12 protein-coding genes, 1 rRNA gene and 1 other annotated feature (1 of these 14 cut by a window edge) are annotated in these 18,251 nt (G+C 58.4%); of the genes, 8 read left to right on the top strand and 5 right to left on the bottom strand.

What is annotated here, in order from left to right:
• The first annotated feature begins 64 nt into the window (after positions 1-64).
• The 3 genes from RIKMI_RS0106770 to RIKMI_RS0106760 all read left to right on the top strand — a co-directional run bounded on the left by RIKMI_RS0106770 (position 65) and on the right by RIKMI_RS0106760 (position 4,530).
• On the top strand, positions 65-808 hold the full coding sequence (locus RIKMI_RS0106770) for a succinate dehydrogenase/fumarate reductase iron-sulfur subunit (protein ID WP_027290982.1): 744 nt from the start codon (positions 65-67) through the stop codon (positions 806-808).
• A 167-nt stretch (positions 809-975) separates the two neighbouring features.
• The gene (locus RIKMI_RS0106765) at positions 976-2,049 is read left to right on the top strand and encodes a M43 family zinc metalloprotease (RefSeq protein ID WP_027290981.1); all 1,074 of its coding nucleotides are present in this window, start codon (positions 976-978) and stop codon (positions 2,047-2,049) included.
• 36 nt (positions 2,050-2,085) lie between these two features.
• Complete coding sequence (locus tag RIKMI_RS0106760; RefSeq protein ID WP_115356389.1) at positions 2,086-4,530, top strand: hypothetical protein; 2,445 nt, start codon at positions 2,086-2,088, stop codon at positions 4,528-4,530.
• 684 nt (positions 4,531-5,214) lie between these two features.
• Here the strand turns inward: RIKMI_RS0106760 and kbl are convergent.
• A complete protein-coding gene (gene kbl / locus RIKMI_RS0106755; protein WP_027290979.1) occupies positions 5,215-6,405 on the bottom strand; it encodes a glycine C-acetyltransferase in 1,191 nt (396 codons plus the stop codon).
• Between the two features lie 343 nt (positions 6,406-6,748).
• On the opposite strand from kbl, the gene RIKMI_RS0106750 reads away from it, so the two are divergent.
• Positions 6,749-7,549, top strand: coding sequence for a TetR/AcrR family transcriptional regulator (locus tag RIKMI_RS0106750; protein WP_027290978.1), 801 nt, complete (start codon positions 6,749-6,751; stop codon positions 7,547-7,549).
• Positions 7,550-7,555: 6 nt separating this feature from the next.
• Complete coding sequence (locus RIKMI_RS0106745) at positions 7,556-8,275, top strand: TetR/AcrR family transcriptional regulator (RefSeq protein WP_027290977.1); 720 nt, start codon at positions 7,556-7,558, stop codon at positions 8,273-8,275.
• A gap of 593 nt (positions 8,276-8,868) precedes the next feature.
• Here RIKMI_RS0106745 and RIKMI_RS0106740 read toward each other — a convergent pair.
• Positions 8,869-11,001, bottom strand: coding sequence for a S46 family peptidase (locus RIKMI_RS0106740; RefSeq protein ID WP_027290976.1), 2,133 nt, complete (start codon positions 10,999-11,001; stop codon positions 8,869-8,871).
• 102 nt (positions 11,002-11,103) lie between these two features.
• Here RIKMI_RS0106740 and purD point away from each other — a divergent pair, with 102 nt between their 5' ends.
• Positions 11,104-12,390 carry a phosphoribosylamine--glycine ligase gene (gene purD, locus RIKMI_RS0106735; RefSeq protein WP_027290975.1) on the top strand — a complete coding sequence of 429 codons (1,287 nt, stop codon included), beginning with the start codon at positions 11,104-11,106 and terminating at the stop codon, positions 12,388-12,390.
• A gap of 610 nt (positions 12,391-13,000) precedes the next feature.
• Positions 13,001-14,035, top strand: a complete 1,035-nt coding sequence (locus RIKMI_RS0106730; RefSeq protein ID WP_027290974.1) for a hypothetical protein — start codon at positions 13,001-13,003, stop codon at positions 14,033-14,035.
• 9 nt (positions 14,036-14,044) lie between these two features.
• On the opposite strand, the gene RIKMI_RS0106725 is transcribed toward RIKMI_RS0106730, so the two are convergent.
• Positions 14,045-14,506: a hypothetical protein gene (locus RIKMI_RS0106725; protein WP_147288411.1), complete on the bottom strand. Its 462-nt coding sequence runs from the start codon at positions 14,504-14,506 to the stop codon at positions 14,045-14,047.
• 46 nt (positions 14,507-14,552) lie between these two features.
• The gene (locus tag RIKMI_RS0106720) at positions 14,553-16,772 is read right to left on the bottom strand and encodes a polysaccharide lyase family 8 super-sandwich domain-containing protein (RefSeq protein ID WP_037291644.1); all 2,220 of its coding nucleotides are present in this window, start codon (positions 16,770-16,772) and stop codon (positions 14,553-14,555) included.
• A gap of 159 nt (positions 16,773-16,931) precedes the next feature.
• Here RIKMI_RS0106720 and RIKMI_RS13310 point away from each other — a divergent pair, with 159 nt between their 5' ends.
• Positions 16,932-17,423, top strand: coding sequence for an energy transducer TonB (locus tag RIKMI_RS13310; RefSeq protein ID WP_084135212.1), 492 nt, complete (start codon positions 16,932-16,934; stop codon positions 17,421-17,423).
• Positions 17,424-17,546: 123 nt separating this feature from the next.
• On the opposite strand, the gene rrf is transcribed toward RIKMI_RS13310, so the two are convergent.
• Positions 17,547-17,657 (bottom strand): 5S ribosomal RNA (gene rrf, locus RIKMI_RS0106710).
• Positions 17,658-17,745: 88 nt separating this feature from the next.
• Positions 17,746-18,251: a sequence feature (23S ribosomal RNA rRNA prediction is too short), on the bottom strand (it continues 358 nt past the right edge of the window).

Below are 18,251 nucleotides of genomic sequence, written 5' to 3'. Positions count from 1 at the left end.
CCCCGAAGAGAGGTACCGGACGGCACTGTGATAAAAAGGAACAGACAACAAAGATCATCAGATTATGAATTTGAAGTTAAAGATATGGCGTCAGAAAGACGCACACGATAAAGGTCGCTTCGAAGAGTACCACGTAGAGAACGTATCGGAAGGCAGTTCGTTCCTCGAGATGCTCGACATTCTGAACAACAACCTGATCCACGAAGGCAAAGAGCCGATCGCTTTCGACCACGACTGCCGCGAAGGGATCTGCGGGATGTGCTCGCTCTTCATCGACGGGCGTGCCCACGGGCCGGACGACGACGTGACGACCTGCCAGCTCCACATGCGCAAATTCAAAGACGGCGACACCATCACCATCGAACCCTGGCGTTCGAAAGCCTTTCCGGTCATCAAAGACCTCGTCGTGGACCGTTCGGCCTACGACAAGATCCTGCAAGCCGGGGGTTACGTATCGGTGAACACCGGCGGAGTGCCCGACGCCAACGCGATTCCGATCCCGAAAAAGAACGCCGACGAGTCGATGGACGCAGCGGCCTGCATCGGGTGCGGCGCCTGCGTGGCCACCTGCAAAAACGGCTCCGCCATGCTGTTCGTCGCCGCCCGCGTCAGCTCGCTGGCCCTGCTGCCGCAGGGTAAGGTCGAAGCCGCCCGGCGCGCCAAAGCGATGGTAGCCAAGATGGACGAACTGGGCTTCGGCGGATGCACCAACACCGGCGCCTGCGAAGCCGAATGTCCGAAAGGTATCTCGATCGCCCATATCGCCCGTCTGAACCGCGAATTCCTGTGCGCTAAACTGAAAGACTAACCCCGCGGGGGAGGGAGCGAACCCTCTCCGCAGGTTCTCCGTCCATAAGCCGTTCCTGCCGCTCACCCGGCAGGAACGGCTTTTTTGTTCCATGCCGCCCCCGAGATACGAGGCATGGTTGAAAATACGAACAGTAATATTAACTTTACGCAAATTAACTCGACCGCATGAAAACAAGAACCCTTCTGCTCCTGTTGATACTTCCGCTGATACTGGCCGGATGCAAGAAAGAAACCGTTACCAGGAAACCCGGCATGCCCTCCATCCCGGAAGGCACTCTTCCCGTGGTATTCCACGTGCTGTACGAAGACCCCGCCGACCCCGTGCAATATCCCGACGCCTCGGTATTCCAAAAACGGATCGACCAGCTGAACCAATTCTATGCCGCCACCCTCTTCCCCCAGGCGGCCAGCCAAAAAGTGGACGTCAAGTTCATGCTGGCCACCCACGACCCCGAAGGCAACGAGATGGACACACCGGGCATACATGCCGTCCACTACAACGGGGCCGCCAATATGAGCGCCGCCAATTTCCTGAATTCCAAACGCACATTGTCGTCCCGCGACCGGGAAATCCTGTGGGATCCGAACCAATACGTCAATGTATGGCTGTTCGGGTTCCTGCAATCCCCGGGTACGGACGACGACGAAAGCAACGTGACCGGCATCTCCTACCTCCCCTACTGTACCTCGGCCAATCCGCTGGACCTGCTGGTCGAGTGGAACGGAGCCATCACCCAATTCCCGTATTACATGCACGGGATCACCCTGAACAACCGTTATTTCCAACCCAGCGGCACCACGCTGCTCGATGACGAAGGCATGTTCACGTTCTGCCATGAAATGGGACATTACCTCGGCCTGCGCCATGCCTTCAGCGAACCGGAAGACGGAGAAGGCGACTGCGACGATCCGGACAATGCCAGCGACGACGGTTGCAGCGATACCCCGAAATACGACCGGACGACCTACCAGACCCTGTTCTATGCGGGCAGACTGCCCTACAGCAACCCCTATCTCCGGCAGCCTTGCGACGGCAGCGCCCTGTTCCTCTCGACCAACGTGATGGACTATTACATGGGCTACCGCACGAACCTGACGCCGCAACAAAAAGCGCGGATCGAGCACGTGCTGGCTTACAGCCCCTGGATCCCGCGCAGCACGGCAGCCACCAAATCCCTGCTCGAAAACTTCACGGGTGAAATCACCGACGAACGCCCGGAACCGATCCTGATGTACTAACCGCATTCGCACACACCCTAAACTTGCCGAAAAGATATGCCAGGAATACAAAGACTGACGCTCACCGCTTTACTGACCATCGTAACAACCGTTCCGTCCGCCGATGCGCAAGAGACCGTCGCGCCGGCGGATCGGCGCTGGCTATGGGAGATCGGAACGCACGGAACCGCCGAAAGACTGATTTTCCGCGCCGAAAAAGACCGTCAGGCCGACACCGTCCTGTTCTTCACGCAAGGCAAGTATCAGGGGCCTTCATTCTACCTGAAAGACCCGGCGAACGGCACCGACTCCACCGCGTCGTGGCAATTCGTCGCGCCGGGCGAATACCGTTCCGTCCCGGTCGAAGACGTAGTCTGCCGCCTGGAATACCTGACGGACACCGAAAACCCGACCCTGCGGGTCTCGCTGAAAAATACGGGGAACGTACCGGTGCAACCCGAAAAAGCGGGCCTGCGGCTGGGGCTGGACACCTACATGGACCGTTGGCCGGAATGGTTCGGCAAATACTTCCCGACCCTGCTGCGTTGCGAAAAGAACCACTTCTGGGGCTACTTCCAGGCTCCCGGCCCCGGTAAGCCCCTGCTGGGAATCGCTTCGGACAACCCCGTCGCTTCGTGGAGCACCGATTTCTCGTTAGGATACCAGGATCCGGCCCCGCACTGGTTCTGGGGCCACCGCATCGAATCGGTAAACCTGGATTTACTAAATGCACTCCCCCTGCCGGAGCGGCACCCGCAGAACTTGTGGCAACTGAAACCGGGCGAAGAAAAGAGCTGGGACATCGTCCTGTTCCGCATCGCCGGCCCGGACGACCTGGAACCGGCCGTCAGCGACATCGCCGAGGCGCCGGCCCTGCGGTTCGAAAAGACCTCCTACCGGCCCGACGAACCTGTGCGTATCGGCATCTACTCGCCCTCGACCGACAAACGGCCCGAAGTGGCCGTCCTCAACGGGCAAGGCGAACGAATCTCCGTATATGCCCGTTCGATCGGCGGCGGACGCTTCCTGACCGACCCGTTCTACCTGCCCCGACCGGGTCTTTACACAGTCAGAGCTTCGGTAAACGGCAAAACGGCCGAAGGGACGCTGAGCGCGCTGCACCCGTGGTCATGGTGCATGGAGCGCGGACGCGAAGGGGCGCTGAAATACCACCAGAAAGCCACCTCGCATATCGAAAGCTGGATGGGCTTCTACACAGCGTTCCTCGCGGCGAAAGAGTTTCCGTCGGATTCGATCGACCGGGCGCTGGACCGGCGGTTCGAACTGCTTTTCGACCTGCTCCACGATACGGTGCGGATGGAACCGCGTTATCACGCCACCCGCATCCAGAATACGGCAGGCACCATCGGGATGCTGGCGGACAGATACGAAGCATACGGCCATATTCGCGACCTGGAACGCGCGGCGCGGCTGGCGGACTGGATGATCCGCACCTCGCAGCGCGAAGACGGAGCCTATTACAACCACGGGACGATCTACACGAGCGTCATCTACATCGCCAAAAGCGTGCTCGAACTGGCGGAAATCGAAAAACGGCTGGCCGCCTCGTCGCCCGACTCCGCCCTGTGGCGCGAACGCAGCGAACGGCACTACGCGTCGGCCAAACGGGCCGTGGATCAGTTGGTGGCGGCCGACGGCAATTTCCAGACCGAAGGCGAACACACCTTCGAGGACGGCATGATCTCCTGCTCGGCCCTGCAAATGGGGCTGATGGCGCTCTGGCAGACCGACACGGCGCAGCGGACGCGCTACACGCAGGCGATGCTGAAGGTGCTGAACAGCCACGACTGCCTGACGCAGCTCAGGGTACCGGACGCGCGGCGGCGCGGCGGCACGATGCGGTTCTGGGAAGCGCAGTACGACGTGCAGATGCTGCCGAACATGTTCAACTCGCCGCACGGCTGGAGCGCGTGGCGGGGTTACGCCACCTATTACGCCTACCTGCTGACGGGCGACGAACGGTGGCTGCGCGAAACGTTCGACGCGATGGGGGCTTTCGCCAACCTGATCGATCCGCAGACGGGTGACCTGTCGTGGGCGTTCATCTCCGACCCGTATGTGACGGCCGAACAGGCCTGCGGCCCCGATACGACGGTAACGTTCGAAACCCCGACGTTCGGCAACCCGCACCCGAGGCTCTACCCGACACGCCGGACAGTGATCGGGGAGCAGTACGTACCGATGGTCAGCGGCTGGCAAACGGTCAATACGCAGGACAACGATGTGCACGAGGTGTTCAAACTGATCGGCGAAGCAGCGCTGACGCAGGCTTTCGTCGTCGTACGCCCAGACGGTTCCGCGGCGGGCTACAACTGCCGGGTGATGCGCCGGGGCAAGAAGAGCCTGATCGTCGTCCCCTCCGAACCGCAGATCCGGACGGTACATTTCAATATCCCCGCCCGGATGGAGGCGACGGTGGAATTTTCGTCGGGCCTGGTCAAGCGACAGGTAGGGCCGATGGAATGGCTGACGGCCGAATAACCCCGGCCCCAGTCAGCGGTTACGATATACCGAACGGGGCAAGGCAGCGGATATTTTCGGGTCGGCTCCGTGTCTTGCGGCACGAAACGACGCAAGCCCGGACGAACGCCCCGAAAGCTCCGGCGGCAGCGCAGAGCCGGCCGGGGAAATTTGTACTTCGATATATTGGGTATATCCCCGTGATATAATCGGAATCGGATAATGATCTCGCTGAACGGCCCTGCAGCGCCACTCGAAACTCGAACCGGGAACTTTCTCCGAACAGGAAGACCGGATTTAATTATACTAAAATCAGCCACATACATAAAACAGGAGGTAAGTACATACGACTTTACCCTATAATTATATGCGCACTTGATCTTCAGTATATTTCGGCCCTGCGCCCAAGCCGCTTTGCGGCTTGGGCGCAGGGCCGTTTAAGGAGACCATTCCCCGATTTTGGGTAAAGTCGTATATACTTACCAAACAGAATAAAATCGTATACACTTACTCAATCCGGTTCAAAGTATATACAGGCTTCCGGAAACCTTCTCCCCCGATATGCGACAGGGCCGCCAGGTATCGTGTACCTGACGGCCCTGTGCGTATTCCGTACCGGAGAGAACCGCGTTTCCGTTTTCCCGACGGGGTTCCCCGCCCGAAGCCGGGCGCCTCCGCAGGCTCCTCCTTCCGACGGTACGTCCCTTACTTAAGCACGCCCAACTCCTTGCCGACTTTCGTGAACGCCGCCACGCAGCGATCCAGATGTTCGCGCTCATGGCCGGCGGAAACCTGCACCCGGATGCGCGCCTGGTCTTTCGGCACCACCGGATAATAGAATCCCGTCACGTAGATGCCTTCGTCCAGCAGTCTGGCCGCGAAATCCTGCGACAGTTTCGCGTCGTACAGCATCACCGCGCAGATCGCCGACTGAGTCGGTTTGATGTCGAAACCGGCAGCGATCATCCTGTCGCGGAAATAGGCCACGTTTTCGGCCAGTTTCGTATGCAGCGCGTCGCTCTCGCCCAGCATCCGGAACATTTCGATACCGGCGCCCACCACGGCCGGCGGTATCGAGTTCGAGAACAGGTACGGACGCGACCGCTGGCGCAGCATGTCGATAATCTCCTTGCGCCCCGTCGTGAAGCCCCCCACGGCCCCGCCGAACGCCTTGCCCAGCGTGCCCGTGATGATGTCCACACGCCCGCGCACGTCGAACAATTCCGTCACGCCGCGGCCCGTCTTGCCGACCACGCCCGCCGAATGGCATTCGTCCACCATCACCAACGCGTCGTATTTCTCGGCCAGTTCGCAGATCCTGTCCATCGGCGCCACATTGCCGTCCATCGAGAACACCCCGTCCGTCACGATGATACGGAACCGCTGGGCCTGCGCCAGTTTGAGCTGGGTCTCCAGGTCTTCCATATCGGCGTTCGCATAACGGTAGCGTTTGGCCTTGCACAGCCGTACCCCGTCGATGATCGAGGCGTGGTTCAGCGCGTCCGAGATGATTGCGTCCTCTTCGCCCAGTATCGGTTCGAACACCCCGCCGTTCGCATCGAAACAAGCGGCGTACAGGATCGTGTCCTCCGTGCCGAAATAGTCCGAAATCGCCTTTTCCAGCTCTTTGTGTATATCCTGCGTCCCGCAGATGAAACGTACCGACGACATCCCGTAACCGTGCGTATCCATGGCCCGTTTGGCCGCCTCGATCAGCCGGGGGCTGTTCGACAGACCCAGATAGTTATTGGCACAGAAATTGAGGACTTTTTTATCTCCGGTCACCGTGATCTCGGCCTGCTGGCTGCCGGTAATGATCCGTTCGCGTTTGTACAGACCGGCGGATTCGATGGCTGCAAGCTCGTCCGCAAGGTGTTGCTTGATTTTACCGTACATAATGATTGAGTGGTTTTGTTCCTGCAAAGTTATTCTTTTGCAGCCACAAAAGCAACGCATGACCGACCTCGGAAAAAACGGAACAGTCGGGAGATTCCTTTCGGATCCATGACCGGAGCGGACGAAAAAGATATATTTTCGGATACGAAACACAATAATTCGGGATAATTCTCTTTATTTGGTTAAATTTGCACTTTTTAGGTGAAAAAAGAAACAATATTACACCTTTTCATTCCGTTTTACAGAAGCTTTCCAAAGAATACCCGTAACAATACGGTTATTTGCCCCGGAAACCCGAACAGCCGGCATACGCAGACAAGAAAAACAATTCAACCATACGACGATGAGCACACAGGTGAAAACACAGCAACAACAACCGCAGGAGGCCGACGCCGTCAATCCCCCCAAACGGCGGCCGGGACGTCCGCGGAAAACGGACAAACCCGCCTCGACGGAACCGCGCGGCGTAAAATCGGAAGCCGCACGGAAAACCCGCCTGGCAGCCAAACGGGCCGGGACATCGACCCGCGAACTGATCATCGCCAGCGCCAATGAAATCATCAACCGGACGGGCGTGGTCGATTTCCGGATCGAAACGCTCGCCTCGTCGCTGTCGCTCAGCCCGGGAAACATCACGTACCATTTCCCGAAAAAGGAAGATATTATCGCCGCCATCTGGGAAGAATACCTCGCCGTCCTGCGAGACACCACGGAGGAGATGATCACGCCGCTGCTGGACATCAAACAGCTGTTCCTCTACTTCCGCACGGCCGCCGCCAAAGCGATCAGCTACGTGGGCGTAACGACCTATTATTTCGGGGACATGGGCGCGCTGCTGCGCGAGAACGAAGCCTTCCGCCGCCAGATAGAACGGGGCCGGGAACTGGTCTTCGCCGGTTACGACACGCTGGTCGAAAACGGCTATATGAAACCGATCGAAAACCCGGAGATCAAGGAACTGACTTTCGATTCGCAAATGACCATGCTGCGCTGGTGGATCAACCACGCGCTGACCAAATATCCGGAACAGGACCTGCCGGCGGTCATGGACAAATACATCGCCCTGTCGCTGCTGCAACTGGTTCCTTACCTGACCGAAGCCGGCAAACGCCAGTTCGCCAGCATCGTTAACCTGATAAAATAACCGACCATGCCCGCTAAAACGAAATCAAGCACGCAAAAACACGCCGCGGTGCAGACGCCGCAGGAAGAGGTATCGACCCGGGAGATGATCCTCCGCCGGTCGCTGGAACTGATCAACACCAAAGGGATGGTCGATTTCCGGATCGACACGCTGGCCACCTCGCTGGGGTTGAGTCCGGGAAACATCACGTACCATTTCTCGCGTAAAGAGGACATCTGCGTGGCCCTGTGGGAACAGTATCTCGAAGAGTACGGGAAAGTGGTGCGATCGCTGACCACCCTGCTGGACATCAAACAGTTGTACCTGCTGAACCGGATCAACATTCACCTCAACTACAAATACCGGGGCGTAGTGGTTTTCCGCAGCGCCGACCTGGGAGCGATGCGTCGCGACCTGGAGGCCGGCCGGGTGAACGAAGACGAACATTTCGCGATCTCCCGACGGGTGATGACGCTTCTGGGACAAAACGGATACCTGGAAAAAAGCGCGACCAAAGAGATTATCGAGGGGACGCACATCTACCATTACATCATGATGCGGTGGTGCATCAATTTCGCCTACCAGGCTTATACGCCGGAAGAGGTGGAAGCGAAGCTGGATTATCTGGCGCTGATGTCGCTCCACGCGCTGTATCCGACGCTGAGCCAGAAAGGACGCGACGAATTCGCGGAAATTCTTTCCAAAGTATCGGCGGACAACCTGTCGGGAGACCGGCCTGTCAAATAACCGTCCGGCACCGGCAAACACGCGAAAAGCTCCCTGCCGGCCGGAACAGGACAAAGCCGGGACAGAAATCCCGTTCGCACAACCGACTCTTCCGGCCTCACGATACCGAAACAGGGCCTTTCGGGTAAAATTACCCGAAAGGCCCTGTTTCTCTTTTCCGGATCCGACTATACTCCGACATGTTCGGGAGCAATTGCCCCCGCTATCGGCTCCGCGTTCCGCCCTACGAAACAACAGTTCCCCCCCGGCGCCGGACCCACAGGGCCTTTTATCCGCATTTGCAATACTCGATTCGGGCGACGCCGCGGCGCCGATAGCGGAAAACGGCCGCCACCCGTATTGGATATATAAATACGGGCAAGTATATACGATTTCCCGATTATATACTTTGATATACCAAACCTATTCGGTGATAATCTCCCTCTATCGGCTCCGCGCCGGACGGCCTTCAGCCGTCGGGGGGCGGCGCGAGCCGAAAAACGCCGGTGAAGATTAATGGTATATCAAAGTATATAATCGGGTATCCGAATCGTCCTTTCGGGACTTTCCTGTCCGCTAGGGAACACGAATCCTCCGCCGACAGCCCCCCGCGGTTACCGAACAATCGTCATCTCATCGATCAGACGGCCGCAACCGGCATATTTGTCGATCATGAACAGCACGTAACGGATGTCCACCGCGATCGTGCGCTGTACGTCCGGTTCGAACGCGATATCGCCGCTCATCGCTTCCCAGTTGCCGTCGAACGCCAGCCCCAGCAGCCGGCCGTCCGCATCCAGCACCGGGCTGCCCGAATTACCGCCCGTAATGTCGTTGTTAGTCAGGAAACAGGTCGGGATATCGCCGTCCACCGCATACGGGCCGAAGTCCTTAGCCGCGTACAGTTCCTTGAGCCGCTCCGGCACAATGAAATCCGGGTTGTTCGGATCCTCTTTGGCCATCACGCCCGAAAGAGTCGTGAAATAGTTGTAGAAGACCGCGTCCGCCGCCCAATACGGCAACACCTGCCCGTAAGTCAGACGCAGCGTGAAGTTGGCGTCCGGCGCATAGGCCTTGTCCGGGTGCATCTCCATCAATCCTGCCACCCAGAGGCGGTGTCCCTCGGCGAATTTTTTCGCGGCAGGGGCCAACGCCTCTTTCGCCAGCTCCTTATTTTTCTCGGCAATCGAAGCAGCCGCCACGACTGCCGGATCGTTCGTCCACTGCGCACGGTCGAAATTTTCCAACGCCCCGTAGAAGCGCACGGTATCGGTCAGCAGGGAGCGATCGCTCAGGCCGGCGGCATACGCGGCCACATCGGGCCGCACGGCGGCGAAGAACGAAGGCTGGTCGGCCGCCGAGACGCTGTCGGCGAAGATTTGCAGCATCCGCAGGGTCACTTTGCGATCCGTCGGGGCATTGTAATTCTTGAAAAATGCGTCACCGGCCTTGCGGATCGCCTCGGCAGCCTTCTTGTCGTCTTTCTGGTTAGCGAGGATGCCGTTCACCGTCGTGCCCAGCGTATAGCTCTCCACGCCCGTACGGAGCGCTTCGCTCATGAACTGCTGGATGCGTGCGGCTTCGCGGCGCTGCCGCACTGCGCTGTCGATCAGCGGCAGCGCCCGGCCGTATTCGGCCTTCCGCTGCTCAGAGGCATTCACCCAGGCGGTGAATTCGGCCTGCTGCGCCGCCTTCTTGCCGCGCACGTCCAGTTTGCGCAGACCGCGGTTCATACCGATCGAATTTTTCCAGTAGTTCGACGAACCGGCGTATTTGCTTGCATACTGGATGCGCACTTTCGGATCGGCCATCATGTCTTCCCAAAGGAGTTTCTGCCGCTCGCCGCGCACGAAGATGCGGATCGGATTGTCCTGTTCCAGCACCTGGTCGATCTCGTAAGTGGTCATATAACGGTTCGTGCGGCCGGGGAAACCCATAATCATCGCGTAATCCCCTTCTTTATAGCCTTTCAGGGAAATTTCGAGATGTTTCGGCGCCTTGTAGGGCACGTTGTCTTTCGAATAGGCCGCCGGTTTGTTGTCGGGCGAGGCATAGACGCGGAACAGCGAAAAGTCGCCCGTATGGCGGGGCCACATCCAGTTGTCGGTGTCGCCGCCGAACTTGCCGACCGACGACGGCGGAGCGCCCACCATGCGCACGTCCGTAAACCGTTCGGTCACGAAGAGCAGGTACTGGTTGCCGCCGAACATCGGCACGACCTGCGCCCCTTTGAAAGCCTTGGCGTCGGAATTGGCCTTGACGATCTTATCGGATGCCTTTTTGACGGCTTCGTCGCGTTCCGCTTCGGTCATACCGGGCTTCACCTTGGCCAGCACTTCCGGGGTAACGTCCCTGATTTCGCGGATAAAAGTCACGGCGAGGCCGGGGGTGGGCAGCTCTTCTTCCAATGTCTGCGCCCAAAAGCCGTTTTTGAGGTAGTCGTGCTCCACCGAACTGTGCTGCTGGATCGAACCGTAGCCGCAATGATGGTTGGTGGAGATCAGGCCGTTCGGCGAGATGACTTCTCCGGTGCACCCTCCGCCGAAAATGACGATCGCGTCCTTGAGCGAGGTATTGTTCAGGTCGTAAATGTCTTTCGCGTCGAGGCGCAGCCCTTTGGCTTTCATCTGTTCGATGTTCATCTTCTCGATGAACGGCAGCAGCCACATCCCTTCGTCGGCTGCCGAGCGCAGAGGCGAGGCGAGGGCGAGCGTCAGGGCGGCAAGCCCCAGCAGTGTTTTTCTCATGTCGTATTATGGTTTATCTGTTTGTCCGGATTGTCGGCGGCATCAAAATTAGCTATCTTTGCGGGGTAAAAAAAATCCATCACGATGAAATTACCACAGACTGTGAACATTCTGCTCCTGGGGGGCGGGGGGCGGGAACACGCTTTCGCCTGGAAAATCGCGCAGAGTCCCCGGCTGGAAAAGCTCTATATCGCTCCGGGAAATGCGGGGACAAGGGCCTGCGGGATGAACGTCGATCTCGACCCGTCGAATTTCCCGGCGCTCAAGCAGTTTGTGCTGAACAACTATATCAATCTGGTGGTCGTGGGGCCGGAACAGCCGCTGGTGGACGGGGTGAAGGACTATTTCCTGAACGATCCGGAGATCCGCCACATCCCGGTGGTCGGCCCGTCGCAGGAGGCGGCACGGCTGGAGGGAAGCAAGGAGTACGCCAAAGCGTTCATGGCGCGGCACGGGGTGCCGACGGCGGCCTATTTCACGGTGACGGCTTCCAATGTGGAGGAGGGGTGCGAGTTCCTGGCTTCGAAGGTGAAGGCTCCGTACGTACTGAAAGCGGACGGTCTCGCGGCGGGCAAAGGCGTATTGATTATCGACGACCTGGCCGAGGCGCAGGCGGAGCTGCGGGCGATGCTGGACGGCAAATTCGGTTCGGCGTCGAAAAAGGTGGTGATCGAGGAGTTCCTGTCGGGAATCGAGGTTTCGGTTTTCGTGGCGACGGACGGAAATTCGTACAAGATATTGCCTGAAGCCAAGGATTACAAACGGATCGGAGAGGGGGACACTGGCCTGAATACGGGCGGCATGGGGGCGGTGTCGCCGGTGCCGTTCGCCACGCCGGAATTCATGGAAAAGGTGCGCGCGCGGATCGTGGAGCCGACGGTACGGGGCATCCGGGAAGAGGGGCTGGATTATACGGGTTTCATCTTTATCGGCCTGATGAATTGCGGGGGCGACCCGATGGTGATCGAGTACAATGTGCGGATGGGCGATCCGGAGACGGAGGTGGTACTCCCGCGCATCACGTCGGACATGATCGATCTGCTGGAGGGAATCGCACACAAAACGCTGCATGAAAAGACGCTGGAGGTGACGCCGCGAACGGCGGCGACGGTGGTCTGCGTGTCGGAAGGGTATCCGGGAAGCTATCCGAAAGGACTCCCGATCTCCGGCCTGCCGGCGGGAGGCAATGTCATGGGCAACAGCATCGTTTTCCATGCGGGAACGGGGCTGAAAGACGGACTGACGGTAACGGCCGGAGGACGGGTGCTGGCGGTCACGTCGCTGGGAGATTCGATCCGGGCGGCCACGGATCGTTCCTATGAAACAATCGCCAAAATCGACTACGAAGGAAAATATTGCCGCCGCGATATCGGCCGCGATCTGTTATAAACCGTCCGTCGTAATTACTATCCCTATCCAGAGGGTACCGTTCTCTTTGTGAACAACCGACGCTGCCGGCGAATCCGGAGACCGCTTGCGGACTATGGTAAGCGGCAGGAAGAACCGAGTGGCGTACCGAAACCGAAGACCGTTCACGGACTTTGGCAAAGCGGTACGAGGAAGCCGAAGGCAAAACAAGCGCAGCCGCAGTTAGCGGGAACCGGAAAACCGACGCAGCAGCCAAGTGCCATCGAACCCGTTCAGCCGAGGTGCCGGAAGTAAGGCGAAGCCGAACTTTTCGAGATCGCATCTCCTGAGTTTGGCAGATACTCTTTTCCTTCAGGATTTTCGGCTGGAACGACAGTTCGCGTTGTTTTGCGGTTCGCAGAACCGCCGGCCTCGTCGCCCTGGCGCTTCGCGCCACGGGGGAGGGCGACAGGCCGAATCTCCAGTTTGGGGTACGGGCCGTCGTTTCGGACGAATAGTATCCCGGAACCAGAAGTGTGCACGGCTGCTTTCGCTTTCCTCCGTGTCTCGGCTCGTTGGTTCTTTCTTTGAAAAGAAAAAACGGTTGCCTCCCGATAGGGTAATAATAAACGGACGATTAAAAGAATCGGGGATGAGTTTGGATCTTACGCGTCAGAGCTTACTGAAGACCCTTTTGTACTTCGTGCTGCTGGCCGGCATATTTTGGGGAGCCGAGCTTTTTCATCCCGAGCGGTCGGGTCTCGCCGCCGCGGCTCACGCCGCAGAAGTCACCGCCCCCCCCAGCGGCACCCCCCTCGGCAGCCTGATCGACCGTTGGCTGGAATACCTCCCCGGCATCGGCATCCTGCTCTCCTCCGTACTCGTATTCATCAACTCCTTTTTCGTGACCCGGATCGTCATCCGAAACGTCATCTTTCTGGAACGCACCTACATGCCCGCCATCATCTACCTGCTGGTAAGTTCCGGATACTACAACTCCTACATGAGCTTCCGCCCCCTGCTCGTAGCTCTTCTGCTGCTCATCGCCGCCGAAGCTATTTTCAGGAGTTACCACAGCAAAACCCTCGCGACCGGACAATACCTCGTCATCGGCTTTATCCTCGGCTCCGCAGGGGCCATCTACGCCCCCGCCCTGTTCCTCGGAGCGCTGCTTCCCGTCGGACTGTTCATTTTCCGGCTTTTCGACATCCGGGAATGGATCGCCGCCGTCGGCGGCTGGATGCTGCCCCTGTTTTTCAGCGCCTACGGCGTCTGGCTATCGGGCGGCGACTTCCTGAACGTCGCCGTCGAATGCAAAGAAGCGCTGACGACCCCGCTCGCCCTGCCGCCGGCCAAACTGTTCAGCAGTTTCGAATGGACCTTCATCGGCTGCGTCGCCGTCCTGTTCATCCTCTCGATCGTCACCTTTCTTGGACGCAGCCGCAGTTATAAACTCAAACCGTTCAAAGTTTACATTTTTTTCATCTGGATGCTGGCCGTATCGGCCGCGATTCTCGCTTTCGTACCGTGCCGGTCGCTCTACCAGCTCCCGATACTGGCCATTCCGCTGTCCGTCATTATCCCCACCTATTTCAACAGCCGCAAACCCAACTTCATCTCCAACTTCCTCTATGCGCTGATGATAGGCTGCGCCGTGGTCATCCACCTGCTGCCTTTCTTTCTCTGACAGACGTTCTTAGAACGTATATCGGATTTTGAAAGCCGCCAAATCCCACTGCGAGTGGGGCGTGAAGTTGATATTCGGTTTGTAATCCACCGCCAAGGCGATCGGAGCGTTCGCAAACTTGTACTCGAACCCCACTGTCGGATCCAAGCCGATCGCGAAATCCGCATCCTGATGCTTGCCCAGATGCAAAACCCCGATGTTCAGACCGCCGCCGGCATAAAGGCTGAAACCCGTGGCGAGCGGCACATGGTACTGGTACACGGCCGACAGCATCACCCCTTTGCAACCGAGATTATACCCGAACTGCGCTTCGACCGCGCTGCGTTCGGTCAGGAAACGTTTGAAGCCGATCCCCATATCGGCCCCCAGATTAACTCCGATGCCCGTATCGTAGTCCTGAGCCTGCGCCGTTCCGACAACCGCCAGAGAAAGGGCAAGAGCGCTTACGGCTGCCATCATTCGTGTTTTCATGGCCTTACGTTTTATGGTTAGACAATGCAATATAGCAAAAATCGGATTATTTTCCCGCATTTCGCAACACCTTTCCCCGCGTGCCCGTCAGATCGAACTCCGCCGACCGCGTCCGTTTCCCTTTTCCGACCGTCAGCCGAAGCAACTCTCCCCGCTGGACCGGATCGGCCGCAGACAACGTTCCGTCCGCTTCCCAGGTCGCAATCGCCGGCGCCGACGCCTCCGCAAAACCTCCGTCCGCGAAGACCACCCGGCCCGGAACGAAAAATACCGCCTCCTTCACGCCCGATTCCGACCATTCGATCCCGACGCCCTCGGTTGCCAGGCGGAACGGCACCCGACCTTTCAACAACTTCCGCACATCGACTCTTTCGATTTCGGGAATAATCACATACGTGTACGAAGCGTCCTTCACCTCCATACCGTGGGCGATCGTTACGGAAAACAAGTTCTCCGTAACCGCCGCCGTATCGTACATCGTGGCGAACCGGCGCCAGTTCCCGGTCGTCGGGCCGAGCGAGATCTCCACCTGCCGGGCCGTAACGGGATCGGGGAACCAGTATCCGGTTCCGGCATGCTGCACCAGCACGGGCCAACGTCCCTCCCGCAAAACGACCGGTTCGCCCGATCGGAAGACATAAGTCGTCCCCTCGTTATCGGTTACCCGTATCGGACTTTCGGCCAATTGCTGCGCCACGGTCGTCCGGACCGGCCGCAATCCGTAACGGGACTTTCCGGAAATGCCGCTGCCCCGGCAGACGATGTAATCGTCGGCGAAAAACCAGGCTTTGCCGGCCGTCAGGCCGTCGCGACAGACGATCGTTGCCGATACGCCGTACGACGAATCCGTCGCCGCCAGCCCGCCCGCATAATCGGTACCTCCCCGGAACTCTTTATATCCGCCGTTATGGAAACAGGTATCGCTGTCCGTCGCGGTCGTGATGCCGGGAATGGCGGTATAATCCCAGACGGGAGCGATATTGAGATATTCCCGGCCGTTCTTGTAGAGCAGCAACGCCCCGTCGGCCATCTGGTTGCTGAGCAGGTTTTCGCTGTTCACCACTTCGGAGCCGACCACGCGTTCCGAAGACATCTTCAGGGTCGCCATCCACCGGGGCTGCCGGTAAACGCTCATGTCGGAACAATAAAAATGGGTATAACCGTCGGCCCGGTCTGGTTCGACGCACCGGATCAGCTCATCGTACAGTTCCCGGTACCGTTCGGCACATTTCGGATCGAGAACGGCCATATCGAGCAGCACTTTTCCGAAAGCCAGCGCTTTACCCTCCTGCGTATGGGGAAAAAGCTGCCGACCGCAGGAGCTGACATCCATCATCCTTTTCCAAATGGTTTTCGACATCCCATCCAGCACCAATCCGCGCAGCACTCGGGTCTGCTCGGCGCTGAGCGCATAGCGCGTCCCCTGGAATATCTTGCCCCAGGAGGCGATACCGCTGACATAGGCGAGTCCGTAATTGCCGAACTGCTGCTGCGGCCCGTGCTGGTGGAAGCTGCGGTCGGGCTGGATGCCCTCTTTGCCTTCGGCAGCTACGGCGACTTCGGCGACGATCGCGTCGCGGGCCGTCTGCACGAGGCTGTCGTTACGTTCGAGCAGGCCGCGGACCAGCACGTTTCCGGCCAGCCACGTCCGGTTCTGCCCGGTCATGCCGATCTTCGCCTGTTTCATATATTTTACGGCTTTCGCCCGTTCCCCGGCGGTCCATTCGTCGTCCAGCAGGAGCAAAGCCGGGGCGAGCAGCCGCGGGCCGCCGATCTCGTTGTACCACCAGTTGGGACACTGCAACCCCATATCGAACCATTTATCGACCGCGGCGTGCAGCACCTGCCGGACAGAGTCCGCCCGGAAATAGGGCGAGTCCGGTGTCTTATACGATCGTGCGATCTGCGAAATGCGCTGTACATGGTATGCGGGCGGCCATGCACCGCGCTGCCGGCTTCCGTAATCGAGATCGTGCCATGTGCTGTCCGGAGCGAAGGTCGAGAGCCAGATGGCGGTCAGGCTGTCGTTGGCCCCTTCGGGCAGTTCCCGGATCACGACGTCGGTACCGTCGGTATGACGGACGATGTATTCGATACGTTCGAGCACGGCCGGATCGTCCTGCGTAACCGTCACGTACGAATCGGCCATACGGCGCAACAGGGTGTCGAGCGCTCCGCCCGGCGAAGCCGACAGGGGGAAGGTAAAGCATAAAAGCCCGCAAAGCAGTCCTGCTCTCCGGAACATCGGGATAGTAGTCTTTTTCATGGTGAACAAATATACGGTTTCCGGGCCGAAGATGCAATCGTACCTACCCTCAGGGCGGTGTTACGACAACGAAGTCCGGCCGGTTGTTATCGGATGTAAAAATCAGTATCTTGCGGATAATCATCCGGATCGTTTCCTCTCTTAAACAAACCGACAGCCATGAGAACCTTATCACGTTTATGCATCATCGGACTCGCATCGGCCTGCTGTACTCTCGTCCATGCCGGGGAGGCCGATACGACACAGCAGCCAAAACCGAAAATCGTCCGGATGCCGTCATTCCAAGGAGGCGACATCAATGCTTTCGCCCACTGGATATCGGAACGGCTGGAATATCCGCCGGAGATGAACGCCAAAGGCGTCAGGGGACGTGTCGTGGTCAAATTCATCATCGAGAAAGACGGCACGCTGACTTTTCAGGAAATTCTGGAGTCGCCGGATACGGTACTGAGCCGGGCGGTCGTCCTGCTGGCCCTACAGGCTCCGCGCTGGAAACCGGCCATTTGGAACAACGGCCAGCCTGGACGGTGTTTCATCGTTCTTCCGGTCAATTTCAAATTGCCGGCAGGCCGCAGACATCTGCCCGATCCCGACAATCGTTTCGGGAAAGAGTTCCGGATACCGCAGGACACGCGCCGTTCCCGTCGATAACCGGAATACCCCCGTATTTTCGGCGTTCTCTCCGGATATTGTCGGAGCCGGAGCAGAAAGAGTATCCGGTTAGGGTATTGCCGATAATAAAAAAGGGGTTCATCATTACGATGAACCCCTTGAAGAAGGCGGCGACCTACTCTCCCACATGATTGCAGTACCATCGGCGCTAACAGGTTTAACTTCTCTGTTCGGAATGGGAAGAGGTGGGACCCTGTCGCTATTGCCACCTAAAACCGTGAAGACGATAAGTCTTCTATAACATGAACCGCTCGCACGGTTCGTTCGACACGCGTGGCAAGAAAAACCAGTAAGGGACTTAACAAGAAAGTCGTTCGGGCGATTAGTACTACTCGGCTGTGACATCGCTGCCTATACACCTGTAGCCTATCGACGTAGTCGTCTTCTACGACCCTCAAGGGAGATCTCATCTTGGGGTGGGCTTCGCGCTTAGATGCTTTCAGCGCTTATCCCGTCCCGACTTGGATACCCGGCGATACACCTGGCGGCATAACCGGTAAACCAGAGGTCAGTCCAACCCGGTCCTCTCGTACTAAGGTCAGAACCCCTCAAATCTCCTGCGCCCGCAACAGATAGGGACCGAACTGTCTCACGACGTTCTGAACCCAGCTCGCGTGCCACTTTAATCGGCGAACAGCCGAACCCTTGGGACCTTCTCCAGCCCCAGGATGTGACGAGCCGACATCGAGGTGCCAAACCGCTCCGTCGATATGAGCTCTTGGGAGCGATCAGCCTGTTATCCCCGGAGTACCTTTTATCCTTTGAGCGATGGCCCTTCCACTCGGAACCACCGGATCACTATGCCCT

This window comes from Rikenella microfusus DSM 15922, assembly GCF_000427365.1.
Taxonomy (GTDB): Bacteria; Bacteroidota; Bacteroidia; order Bacteroidales; family Rikenellaceae; genus Rikenella; species Rikenella microfusus.
The sequence above is the reverse complement of the archived record's forward strand: the minus strand, read 5'-3'. Positions and strand labels throughout refer to the sequence as shown.

Bases quoted from the DNA above. Each gene is read 5' to 3' on its own strand.
- RIKMI_RS0106770 (WP_027290982.1), top strand. From the start codon at position 65: ATGAATTTGAAGTTAAAGATATGGCGTCAGAAAGACGCACACGATAAA.
- RIKMI_RS0106765 (WP_027290981.1), top strand. From the start codon at position 976: ATGAAAACAAGAACCCTTCTGCTCCTGTTGATACTTCCGCTGATACTG.
- RIKMI_RS0106760 (WP_115356389.1), top strand. From the start codon at position 2,086: ATGCCAGGAATACAAAGACTGACGCTCACCGCTTTACTGACCATCGTA.
- kbl (WP_027290979.1), bottom strand. From the start codon at position 6,405: ATGTACGGTAAAATCAAGCAACACCTTGCGGACGAGCTTGCAGCCATC.
- RIKMI_RS0106750 (WP_027290978.1), top strand. From the start codon at position 6,749: ATGAGCACACAGGTGAAAACACAGCAACAACAACCGCAGGAGGCCGAC.
- RIKMI_RS0106745 (WP_027290977.1), top strand. From the start codon at position 7,556: ATGCCCGCTAAAACGAAATCAAGCACGCAAAAACACGCCGCGGTGCAG.
- RIKMI_RS0106740 (WP_027290976.1), bottom strand. From the start codon at position 11,001: ATGAGAAAAACACTGCTGGGGCTTGCCGCCCTGACGCTCGCCCTCGCC.
- RIKMI_RS0106730 (WP_027290974.1), top strand. From the start codon at position 13,001: ATGAGTTTGGATCTTACGCGTCAGAGCTTACTGAAGACCCTTTTGTAC.
- RIKMI_RS0106725 (WP_147288411.1), bottom strand. From the start codon at position 14,506: ATGAAAACACGAATGATGGCAGCCGTAAGCGCTCTTGCCCTTTCTCTG.
- RIKMI_RS0106720 (WP_037291644.1), bottom strand. From the start codon at position 16,772: ATGAAAAAGACTACTATCCCGATGTTCCGGAGAGCAGGACTGCTTTGC.
- RIKMI_RS13310 (WP_084135212.1), top strand. From the start codon at position 16,932: ATGAGAACCTTATCACGTTTATGCATCATCGGACTCGCATCGGCCTGC.